General features: G+C 71.1%; 10 protein-coding genes and 1 pseudogene. 4 read left to right on the top strand and 7 right to left on the bottom strand.

All coding sequences use genetic code 11. The annotated features are described in order from the left end of the window. A pseudogene (locus tag GZ997_RS06130) lies at positions 1-575 on the bottom strand (APC family permease); the annotation flags it as partial. 95 nt (positions 576-670) lie between these two features. On the opposite strand from GZ997_RS06130, the gene GZ997_RS06125 reads away from it, so the two are divergent. After that, entirely contained in the window at positions 671-1336 is a 666-nt protein-coding gene (locus tag GZ997_RS06125; RefSeq protein ID WP_161923927.1) for a TrkA family potassium uptake protein, read from the top strand. A gap of 2 nt (positions 1337-1338) precedes the next feature. After that, positions 1339-2067 (top strand): TrkA family potassium uptake protein, encoded by a 729-nt coding sequence (locus tag GZ997_RS06120; protein ID WP_161923926.1) that lies wholly within the window; start codon positions 1339-1341, stop codon positions 2065-2067. Here GZ997_RS06120 and GZ997_RS06115 read toward each other — a convergent pair. Genes GZ997_RS06115 through GZ997_RS06100 form a run of 4 tightly spaced genes read right to left on the bottom strand, consistent with a single transcriptional unit; the run spans position 2016 to position 4241 of the window. Next, positions 2016-2762 carry a DUF3159 domain-containing protein gene (locus tag GZ997_RS06115; RefSeq protein WP_161923925.1) on the bottom strand — a complete coding sequence of 249 codons (747 nt, stop codon included), beginning with the start codon at positions 2760-2762 and terminating at the stop codon, positions 2016-2018. The two genes, GZ997_RS06120 and GZ997_RS06115, sit on opposite strands and share 52 nt — an antisense overlap. Beyond that, on the bottom strand, positions 2759-3160 hold the full coding sequence (locus tag GZ997_RS06110) for an OB-fold nucleic acid binding domain-containing protein (protein WP_162679253.1): 402 nt from the start codon (positions 3158-3160) through the stop codon (positions 2759-2761). The genes GZ997_RS06115 and GZ997_RS06110 overlap by 4 nt, the downstream gene beginning before the upstream one ends. After that, on the bottom strand, positions 3157-3894 hold the full coding sequence (locus GZ997_RS06105; protein ID WP_162679252.1) for a DUF3710 domain-containing protein: 738 nt from the start codon (positions 3892-3894) through the stop codon (positions 3157-3159). Before GZ997_RS06105 ends, GZ997_RS06110 begins: the two co-directional genes overlap by 4 nt. A gap of 41 nt (positions 3895-3935) precedes the next feature. After that, on the bottom strand, positions 3936-4241 hold the full coding sequence (locus GZ997_RS06100; protein WP_161923922.1) for a DUF4193 domain-containing protein: 306 nt from the start codon (positions 4239-4241) through the stop codon (positions 3936-3938). Positions 4242-4560: 319 nt separating this feature from the next. On the opposite strand from GZ997_RS06100, the gene sepH reads away from it, so the two are divergent. Continuing rightward, complete coding sequence (gene sepH / locus GZ997_RS06095) at positions 4561-5634, top strand: septation protein SepH (protein WP_161923921.1); 1074 nt, start codon at positions 4561-4563, stop codon at positions 5632-5634. Positions 5635-5661: 27 nt separating this feature from the next. Here the strand turns inward: sepH and GZ997_RS06090 are convergent, their stop codons facing one another. Together GZ997_RS06090 and GZ997_RS06085 are read right to left on the bottom strand one after the other, a co-directional pair. After that, positions 5662-6906 (bottom strand): nucleotide pyrophosphatase/phosphodiesterase family protein, encoded by a 1245-nt coding sequence (locus GZ997_RS06090; RefSeq protein WP_162679251.1) that lies wholly within the window; start codon positions 6904-6906, stop codon positions 5662-5664. Continuing rightward, complete coding sequence (locus GZ997_RS06085; protein WP_161923919.1) at positions 6903-7505, bottom strand: DUF5998 family protein; 603 nt, start codon at positions 7503-7505, stop codon at positions 6903-6905. Before GZ997_RS06085 ends, GZ997_RS06090 begins: the two co-directional genes overlap by 4 nt. A gap of 81 nt (positions 7506-7586) precedes the next feature. Here GZ997_RS06085 and GZ997_RS06080 point away from each other — a divergent pair. Continuing rightward, positions 7587-9160, top strand: a 1574-nt coding sequence (locus tag GZ997_RS06080; RefSeq protein ID WP_162679250.1) for a DNA topoisomerase (ATP-hydrolyzing), incomplete at its 3' end; no start/stop codon positions are given.

The following is a 9160-nucleotide window of genomic DNA, read 5'->3' as shown; positions in this document are numbered from 1 at the left end:
ATCAGGCCGCTCACGGCCGTGGCGGCCACCGCCGCCAAGTACGCATAGGTGCACAGCGCGAGGGCGCCTCCCGGTCGTCGCTTTCCGCGCAGGTTCATCACGGCCAGGACGGTGGTAACCGCCACCGCCCCGGCCTGCTTGTGGGCGGCCAGCCCGGGGACGACGGAGGCCAGGTAGCTGGTGGCGGCACAGGTGGAGACTGCGACAATGAGCACGTAGTCCCAGAGCATGGCCGCGGCGGTCGCCACGCCCGCCCGGTGCCCGAGGCCCGAGGCGGCTACCTCGTAGTCGCTGCTGCCGGGATAGGCGTAAGCGATCTGCCGGTATGAGACGAGCACAATGATGAGCAGGCCGACAGCTGCGAGCATCACCCAGGACGACGCTGCCGTAGCGGTTACTCCCGCAACTGCCAGCGTTGTGAGAATCGCATCCGGTGCGTAGCCGACGCCGGACAGGGTCGGGGCGGCTAATGCCGGCAGGGCCACGCGCTTGGGCAGCAGGGCGCCGCCCGGAGCCGGGCCGGGTGCCGGGGAGCCAGCGGGGAGCCGCTTGACGGGGTCGGCGAAGTCACGCACGAACGATGATGCTACGTCCCCGTCCTGATCGGGCCAACCCTCCCGCACGCCTGACACCCGCCCCTCCCCGCTGATGACGGAGTACCGTTCACCCCGTGCACTTCGTCATCATGGGCTGCGGCCGAGTGGGGGCCTCCATGGCCACCCAGCTGGACCGTATGGGTCATTCGGTGGCCGTTATCGACCGCAACTCCGACGCCTTCCGGCGACTGCCGTCGACATTCAACGGCCGCAAGATCAAGGGCATCGGCTTCGACCGCGATGCCCTGGAGCAGGCCGGCATAGACGAGGCCTACGCCTTTGCCGCCGTTTCCAACGGGGACAACTCCAACATCATCGCCGCGCGCGTGGCGCGCGAGTTGTTCGGCGTGGAGCACGTGGTGGCCCGGATCTATGACGCCACCCGGGCCGATGTCTACGAGCGGCTCGGAATTCCCACGGTGGCGACTGTGCGGCAGACCGCCGAGCACATGATGCGTCGCGTGCTGCCCGGTGGAACCGCGCGGGAGTTCATGGATCCCTCCGGGGCGGTGGGGCTGGTCCAGCCGGACGTGTCCGCCGCATGGATCGGCACCGCAGTGGGCGCACTGGAGGAACGGCTCGGCGTGCGGGTCGCCTGGATCTCGCGCGGGTCCGGGGCCGTGATCCCACAGCCGGACACCCGCATCCAGGAGCACGACCGGCTGCACGTGGCCGCTACCGCCCAGCAGCTCGGGGCCCTGCAACGCGCCCTCTCCCGCCCGCCCGCACAGGAGGTATAGCCATGAAGATCCTGATTGCCGGAGCCGGCTCGGTGGGACGCTCGATCGCCCGCGAGCTCATCAGCCACGGGCACGATGTGACCCTAGTGGACCGCGCCCCCGACGCAATGCGTATCGCCTCCGTGCCCGAGGCGGACTGGCAGCTGGCGGATGCCTGCGACCTGGGCTCCCTGGCCGACGCGGGAGCCGGCGACTGTGACGTGGTGGTTTCCGCCACCGGGGATGACAAGGCCAACCTGGTCATCTCCCTGCTGGCCAAGACCGAGTACGCGGTTCCACGCACGGTGGCACGAGTGAACAACCCGAAGAACGAGTGGCTGTTCGACGACACCTGGGGGGTGGACGTGGCCGTGTCGACCCCGCGAATCATGACCGCGCTGGTGGAGGAGGCGGTAAGCGTCGGTTCGCTGGTACCAGTGTTCACCTTCCACCAGTCCGGAGTGCTCATGCACGAGCTCACGCTGCCGGATGACTCGCCCGTGATTGGTGAGCTGGTCAGTGGGGTGAAGCTGCCGCCGCACACGGTGCTGGCCACGATACTGCGGGACTTCCGGCCGCTTCGACCGGGTCCCGATGACCGCTTCGAGCGGGGCGACGAGCTGCTGTTCCTTACTGCCCAGGCCGGTGAGGCGGTCCTGGATCAGGTGCCGGCGATATTCACCGCCGCGCAGCAGACGGCTCAGGACACCGGCTCGGCCAGCCCCGGGGACGAGTCGCCCGAGTCGGCTTGACTGGTTTCCGGCTGCCTGAGAACCGGGCCGATGACCAGCCACACGAACCACAAAGTCACGGCGAACAAGGGCAGTCCCAGCAGGAGGCGGGCTATTCCCAGAACACTCACGGCCGCCTCTCCGACCAGGTATAGGGGCACTTCGACCGCCAGCCGCAGTGCGAACATGCCGGCCAGGATCGCTGTGGCCACCGCGTAGCGGCGGGCGGCGGAGCCGGCCGAACTGCTCGTGCCGATCTGCTCTCCCCCTGACGCGGCATGCCATGCGCCCAGCAGGACGCCCACCAGGGGGCGGCGCAGCAGGAGTGAGCCACCGGTGGCCGCCAGCCACAGCGCATTGATAACCAGTCCGGTGGCGTAGAAGTTCGTGGCGCTTCCGGTCCGCCACGCCCACAGTGCGCTGATGGCCGCCAGGGCGGCACCGCCGAGCACCTGGGTCAGCGGCTGGCGGCCGCGTAGCCGGGCCAGCAGGGCGAGGGCGCTTACCGCCAGTGACGCCAGCAGTGCCGGCACCAGTGCCTGAGGGCGCGCTGCCAGTACGCAGATGAACACGAGTGTGGGCACGGCGGACTCCAGAATGCCGCGCCACCCGCCGACGGCTGCGGCCGCGTCGAAGCGGTCTGCGTCCAGCGCGCCGAGTCCGCTGCGCCCGTCATCGCGGGCAGGCGGTGCCGCCGCGGCGGGGCGCTCGGTCATATGTCCTCCCCGAGGAGCTCGTAAAGCGGGTTATAAATACTTGGACGGGTGCGCCCGGATACGACCATGCCCTCGGCCCGCAGCCGTGCGCCCGGCTCAATGCCGACGATGGCGCGCCGACCGATCCAGATCAGGTTTACCACGCCGGTGCCGTCGTCGAGCTGGCCGACGAGCACCGGCTTGGCAGAGGCAGGCCGGTAGGTGACCGCCCGCAGCACACCGGACACGTGGGCGCGCCGACGGGGCGCCAGGTCCTTGATCAGGATGTCGCCGGGGCGCATGGACGGGGCGTGCGCGCCGACGGCTGCGGCTGCGCCCGAGTCCAGGCGGGGGCGGCGCGCTGGACGCAGGCGCTTGAACAGGCGTGCGACGCGTACCGTCCCGCTGCGCCGGCTCATCGCACCTCGGCAATGGTGGGGCCTGGCTGCAGCGGGTCCAGTCCCGGCAGTTCCTCGGCCTCGGGCGCCGCAGTCGCGCCCGGGGCATGTAGGGGCAGGATCTCGCGCGGCGGGCGGGCGACGCCGTCGCGCACAACCACGGTGCCTGCGAAGACCTCACGTAGCTGTCTGGCGGCGTCGGGGTCGGTGGCTGCGCGCCCTTGGAGGACGCCGCGCAGGAACCAGCGCGGGCCGTCGACGCCGATGAAGCGGGCGGCCATGGTCCCGGTGCGGCCCTCCGGCGTACGCACCGGGAGCTGCGCGATGATCTCGGTGCCGTAGTCGCCCTCCACCAGCTCGAAGGTGGCCTTCGCGCGGGTCAGCTGTGCCGTGATGTCCGCGCGCAGCTCATCCCAGATGCCGACGGTGCGGGGAGCGGCGAAGGCGCGCAGCTCCATGGTTGAGCCGCCCAGGATGAGGACGACTGCGGAGGCCTCGCCTCCCTGTCCTGCGCGCTCCATGCGGATCTGCATGCCGTCGACGGCTGGCACGCGCAGGGCGCCCAGATCAACGAGTCCGGCGGAGGCGGTCTCGTCCGGGGCGTCGGCGGCATCCCAGGGGCCGACGCCAACATCCTCCGGGTTGCTCGGCGTGGACTCGCCCGGGCCGACGGCGACGTCAGCTGCGTCGTCCCTGCCGTCGTCTCTGGCGTCGTCTATGCCGTCGTCACGGTGACGGCGGGAGAAAAGGCCCATGCTGGTTCTCCTCCTCTCGATCTGCCTGTGTGTCGGCCCCGTCAGCCGGCGCAGTCCGTGCACACCGGCAGGCCGGTCTGCTCGTCTACATAGGCGAGTGAGGAGCGGTGGTGCACCAGGAAGCACTCCGAGCAGGTGAACTCGTCCTCGAGCTGCGGGACGACGTGCACACTGAGTTCCTCACGGGACAGGTCCGCCCCGGGCAGCTCGAATCCCTCGGCGACTTCGTTCTCGTCCTCCTCGATCGCCTCCGAGGACTGATCCTTCTGACGCGCGGTGAGTTCCTCGATCGAGTCGGCTTCGGGCTCGTCGTCGTTCTTGCGCGGGGCATCGTAGTCGGTTGCCATGGCCTCGTCACTTTCTCTTATGGACGGCTCTCGCTGGGGCTCTCGGGCAGCGGCGGGCGCTGCCGGGAACGGCGAACATCCTGCTCAGCGAATGTGCGCCGCCCCTCCGAGCTAGGGCACGCGCACCATAGCACCACGTCGCTGCGGCGGGAACCGCCTGGTCAGGCCACGCGCAAAGGCTGAGGGCGAACAGGCGGCGAGCTCTTGCGTGCCACGCGGCCCCGCCTCCCAGACACCGAGCGGCTTAGATGGCACGCTGAGGCATGTGTCAGCCCGCCCATCTCGGGTTGCGCAAGGGACTGTAAGGAGGCCCACGTCAATGATCGAGCTTGAGCTGTTGGGGGCCAACGGCGACACCATCGTCATGACCGACTCACGCGGTGAGCGCTACAGCATCGTCGTGGACGACGCCCTACGCGCCGCCGTGAGGAGGGCGCGCCCCGCAGCCCTGTCTCCAAGCCCGGAGCCTCCCGCCCCCGGCGCGGCAGTGCGCCCCCGGGAGCTGCAGGCGCTCATGCGAGCGGGCGCCAGCGCGGAAGAGGTCGCTTCAGCCACCGGCCTGGACGTTGAGCACGTGCGCCGCTTCGAGGGGCCCGTTATCGCCGAACGCCTGTGGGCGGTGCAACAGGCGCAGGCCTGTCGCATCGGCTGGGAGAAGGACTCCCCCGTCCTGGGCGAGCTTGCCGTGGACCGGCTGGCCACCCGCGGTGTGGAGGCAGGCAGCCTGGAGTGGGATGCGCTGCGGGAGGGCCGGGAGCCGTGGCAGATCGTGCTGACCTTCGTTCAGGGAGCGGAGGCGAAGCAGGCGCACTGGGAGCTCGATCTGACCGCACGCTCGGTATCCGCCCTGGATGATGAGGCCCGCTGGCTGACGGAGGCCGGCGGGGGACGCCGCCCCACGGTCTTCGACCAGGACTCCGCGGCTCCCGGAGCATCCTCGGTATCCGCTCCGGCAGCGGCCCCGCCCGTCCCCGAGTCCCCGGCGGCCGCTGACAGCGCGCCGCCCACGGCAGTGGACTCCGCGGTGGACTCCACGGACGCGCTGCTGGCGGATCTGGCCTCCAACCGTGGCAGGCGCATCGAGGCGGCCGCACCCGATGCGGAAGATGCCGCCCCGGGAGACGAGACGGAGCCACAGGGGCAGGCGCAGGTGGTGTCCATGTCGGAGCGCCGCCGCGCCCACACCGGTAATCACCCGGCGGGAAGCCGACTGCACCAGGCTACGGCGCCGGCCACCGACCGCGACGAGCGGGACGGGACGTCCAACGACGCCGACGCCACCCAGGAAGCGCTGCCGGAGATGCCGGCCGCGCCCGCACCCAAGCCCAAGCGGCGGGCGCGTCGTTCCGTGCCCTCCTGGGATGAGATCGTCTTCGGCTCCAAGCCGGAGTGAGGAGTAGCCGGGCGGCTACAGTCCCGGTCAGGCGCGGGCCAGCAGCAGCGGCACCGTCATCTCGGCGTCCGTGAGAGAGCCGTGCACGCCCGGCATGGCGATTGCTCCCGCGGAGTGCACGCGCGGGTCGACGACGACCCAGTTGTCGGCCATGGCCACCAGCACGTCACCCAGGACGCTCTCAGCCCGCTCCCCAACGGGGCCGATCCGGGTGCCGGCCTGCACGCGGGTTCCCACCCAGAGCGCCCGCTCCCCCAGCACCGCCCGCCAGCGGTCGGCGACGGCGGCAGCCGTCTCCGGGTCGGAGTGGGGCACATACAGCTGGCTGAAACGCGGCTCCCCGGCTACGGCTGCGACGTCACGGGCGAGTTCTGGGTAGTCGGTCAGGTCAATGCGGTGGGCCGCGTCGGTGTCGACCATGCCGTGGTCGGCGGTCAGGAGCACGCGGGTGCCCGCGGGGACCAGGCGCATCAGCTCCGCCAGCATTCCGTCCAGGCGCTCCAGCTGCATCAGCCAGTTCTCTGAGCGCCAGCCGTGGCGGTGGCCGACGTGGTCGAGCTCGCCGACGTACAGGTACACCAGGGGGACGCCGCTCCGCAGGGCGCGGGCGGCCAGACCCGGACGGTCCTCCATACGGTCCGCCCCCAAGTGGACGGCGCCGCGCAGAGCCGCCTCCGTCAGGCCGGAGCCGGCGAAGCGCGCCGGACCGATGGTGACCGCCGACGCCGCGGCCCGGGCCCCGGCATGCGGCCCGGGTGCGCTCCGCTCGAAGACGGTGGGCACGTCCTGCCATCGGCGCGGGTCGAGTGCCGTATCCTGCCAGGTAATCAGGCACAGGTTCTGGGCGGCGTCCGGGATCGTGCCGGCACGCAGGTGACGTCGCAGGCTCGGGTTGAGCACGCTGTATCCGACCATGCCGGTAGTCCCGGGCATCGCGCCGGTGCCGAGGGTGGTCAGGGCGGCTGCCGTCGTGGAGGGTACGCAGGTGCGGGCCCTGCCCCCGCCCGGGGCGGAGGCGGCGTCGGCCATCCAGGTGCGCAGTGTGGGAGCGTGCCCACGCCGCTCCTGAAGCAGCTGCATCCCGAGCCCGTCCACCAGGACGACGACAACCCCGGCGGGTCTGGCAGCGCCGTCCTGTCCCAGCAGGCCCCATTCAGCTGCCTTCGCGCGGGCCTCGCCGGCCGTGACCGCCCCGGGCGGGCCGTCGCGCAGCGCCAGGCCGGCACCGGCAGCGGCCGCCGCCAGGACCTGCCGTAGGTACGGGGTGCTCATGCGCGCGCCGCCGCCCGGGCTGTCGCTCCGGACAGGATCCGGGCGAAGCGCTCTGCGCGTGCCAGGGCCGCATCCCCCTCCACTCCTGCGGCTACGCGCACCACGATGTCGTCCGGGACGGACACGCCGGTCAGTCCGTGGTCTGCCTGGCATTCGGGATCGGCGCATGCGGCGGGCTCGAGGTCGATACGGCGCACGGAGCCCCAGGCCAGCGCGATCGTCATCTCCGTCAACCGTCCCCCACCGTTAGCCGGCTCGGACACTCCGCGTGTCAGGCCCACGGACTTGATCCGGGAGATCGGCACGGCCTCACTAGTGGCCAGCGCCCCCGGCAGCCCGTCCTCGCGCGGAGCGTCATCGACGTGGACGATGACCAGGCGGCTGGGAGTCAGGGCCAGTACCGTCAGGTGCCGGTGGACGGCGTCGTCGAACACGGTCTCGGCCTGGACCAGGTCCGCGAGCACCTCCTCCCCCGCGACGGCGACGTCGAGGGTGCCGAGCACGAGCTCGGGGTAGTAGCCGGCCCGGGTGACCTCGTCGACCAGCGACGTCGGGGTGGGGACCTCGTCCCCGGGGCGAGCCTGCGCAGTCCACGTCATGGGGCAGATCATGCCATCGTTCCCGTCACCCCCGGGTGTCGTTGCCCCCGTGGCGAAGCCGCGGCGGGCCACAATGCGGCCATGCCGAAGTCCGCCCCGCCGACGCCGCCGCCCGCCGACCATCTCATCGTGGAGCAGGACCTGCCCACGGAGATGCGCAGCTCCTTCCTGGAGTATGCCTACTCGGTCATCTACGCAAGGGCCCTGCCGGATGCCCGGGACGGCCTGAAGCCGGTGCAGCGGCGCATCCTGTTCCAGATGGACCGTATGGGGCTGCGCCCGGACCGGCCGCATGTGAAGTCCTCCCGCGTGGTGGGCGACGTCATGGGTCGGCTGCACCCGCACGGGGATGTCGCCATCTATGAAGCACTGGTGCGGCTGGCGCAGCCCTTCACCATGCGGCTGCCGCTGGTGGACGGCCACGGCAACTTCGGTTCCCTGGACGACGGCCCGGCCGCCCCCCGCTACACCGAGGCGAGGCTGGCCGCCCCCGCCCTGGCGCTGACGGCGGACATCGACGAGGACACGGTCGACTTCGCCCCCAACTACGACTACACGCTCACCGAGCCGGAGGTGCTGCCGGCGGCATTCCCGAATCTGCTGGTCAATGGCGCCTCGGGCATCGCGGTGGGCATGGCGACGAATATGCCGCCGCACAATCTCACCGAGGTGGTGGCGGCGGCCCGGCACCTGCTGGCGCACCCGGATGCCACCCTGGAGGAGCTGATGGCCTTCGTGCCCGGGCCGGACCTGCCCGCCGGCGGCATGATCGTGGGTCTGGATGGGATCCGGGAGGCCTACCGCACCGGGCGCGGGAAGTTCTCCACGCGCGCCACCGCCCGCATTGAGAACATCACCGCCCGCAAGAAGGGCATTGTGGTGACTGAGCTGCCCTACTTGGTGGGTCCGGAGAAGGTTATCGCCCGCATCAAGGAGACCGTGGCGTCCAAGAAGCTGCAGGGCATCACCGACGTCGCGGACCTGACCGACCGCAAGCACGGCACCCGCCTGGTGATCGGGGTCAAGAACGGCTATAACCCAGAGGCGGTGCTGGCGCAGCTGTACCGGTACACGCCGCTGGAGGACTCCTTCGGCATCAACAACGTGTGCCTGGTGGACGGCCAGCCGCGCACACTCGGCCTGCGCGAGCTGCTGGACGTATTCGTCCGCCACCGCCTGACGGTGGTGGAGCGGCGCACCCGCTTCCGCCTGGGCAGGCGGCGCGAGCGCCAGCACCTGGTGGAGGGGCTGCTGATTGCGATCGTCGACATCGACGAGGTCATTCAGGTGATTCGCTCCAGCGAGGACGCGGCCACGGCCCGCAGGCGCCTGATGCAGGTGTTCGACCTGTCCGAGCCGCAAGCCAACTACATCCTGGAGCTGCAGCTGCGGCGCCTGACCAAGTTCTCCGTGATCGAGCTGGAGAAGGAACGGGACGAGCTGGCTGCCGAGATCGCCGAGCTGGAGGCGATCCTGAATGACGAGTCGCTGCTGCGGGCCACGGTGTCCCGCGAGCTGGCTGCGGTGGCGGAGGAGTTCGGCACGCCGCGGCGCACGGTGCTGCTGGAGGCGGCGGGGACGAGCGCCGGGGCGCTCAGCGGCGGCGTGGGCGCACCCGGCGGCGCCGGTGCCGGCGCCTCGCAGGCCATGCGGCA

It is taken from the genome of Actinomyces sp. 565 (genome assembly GCF_010365615.1).
Lineage (GTDB): Bacteria > Actinomycetota > Actinomycetes > Actinomycetales > Actinomycetaceae > Actinomyces.
The sequence above is the reverse complement of the archived record's forward strand: the minus strand, read 5'-3'. Positions and strand labels throughout refer to the sequence as shown.